This window comes from Vibrio sp. ER1A (assembly GCF_000733315.1).
Classification (GTDB): Bacteria; Pseudomonadota; Gammaproteobacteria; order Enterobacterales; family Vibrionaceae; genus Vibrio; species Vibrio mediterranei.
In genome coordinates this window covers 120,089-121,125 of the sequence record NZ_JPJA01000094.1, presented here as the reverse complement: position 1 = coordinate 121,125, position 1,037 = coordinate 120,089, and the positions used below count along the sequence as shown (strand labels likewise).

2 protein-coding genes are annotated in these 1,037 nt (G+C 35.2%); both read right to left on the bottom strand.

Annotated features, from left to right (window positions below; translation table 11 throughout):
* Positions 1-62: 62 nt before the first annotated feature.
* Positions 63-488 (bottom strand): A24 family peptidase, encoded by a 426-nt coding sequence (locus HW45_RS23805; protein ID WP_038230324.1) that lies wholly within the window; start codon positions 486-488, stop codon positions 63-65.
* A 171-nt stretch (positions 489-659) separates the two neighbouring features.
* Positions 660-875: a Flp family type IVb pilin gene (locus HW45_RS23800; protein WP_038230322.1), complete on the bottom strand. Its 216-nt coding sequence runs from the start codon at positions 873-875 to the stop codon at positions 660-662.
* Positions 876-1,037 lie beyond the last annotated feature (162 nt).

The window sequence follows — 1,037 nt, the reverse complement described above, 5'->3', positions numbered from 1 at the left end:
GAATTCGGCAACAAAGCCAGTAATACCAGTCGAGATCTCATAATTTTCCCACTCTTCGAGATTTAAATATGCAGCGCACTTTGTGTAAAAATGACTAAATAAAATCCGACACTAATTGCTATCCCATAAGGGATACCTTCTTGGCTATGACATGAGTTGCTTAATAATTTTTGGCTTAACCAGTAGATTACAGCAATAATCCCCCCAACAAAGCCCGTAATAACATATGCCCAAGGTAGAAGATTAAGCGGAATCGTCAGTGACAAAATAGCAGCGTATTTAATATCACCGGCGCCAATCCATATAAGCGCATAAATTAACAGCCCCATAGTTAAAACCAACAAAAAGGTCGTTATATGAATATCTATCGGCGACAAAAACAACTGTACTAAGAGTAATATAAACAATATGGAGTTGTGTATTGTTCTGTAACGAAAGTCAGTAATAGTGACAACTAAACACATTATTGCCAATACCAATAAATACATTATATTACTCGAACTATTATTTTTGTTTTATTTAGTAAGTTCTACATCAACCGATACACACTAGATATACTTAATAACTTGCGCCAGACCAATGAAGCTCATAGGTCTGGCGTAGATATCTAGAGATATTGTCTACAATAATCCACTTAAGGATAATGCAAGTATTGATGATTACTTTGTAGACGTTTCGATCGTGTCACCAATCTTAGTAAAAGCCAGTTTTAGCTCATTGATAAATCCGTCAGAGCCCGAAGTGCTTAGCGCGACGCTCAACGCTACAGCCATAGCTACACCAATCAATCCATACTCAATTGCAGTTACACCGCGTTGGTCATTTTTAAATTGTGATAAAAACAAGCTTGTTTTTACATATAGTTTGGTAATCATTTTAACTTCCTTTAAGGTCGATTTACAAAAGCTTGCTCATTCTAATTAATACTTACATTCAACGAAAAATACCCCCTATCGATACAGTCGATAGGCTTAACAAACAATGTTCAAAATGAGAAATCAAACAACAACACAAAAATCATACAAACACTTATATAA

What these genes read in the sequence shown, in the direction of transcription:
- HW45_RS23805 (WP_038230324.1), bottom strand. Translation starts at nt 488, where the DNA reads ATGTATTTATTGGTATTGGCAATAATGTGTTTAGTTGTCACTATTACT.
- HW45_RS23800 (WP_038230322.1), bottom strand. Translation starts at nt 875, where the DNA reads ATGATTACCAAACTATATGTAAAAACAAGCTTGTTTTTATCACAATTT.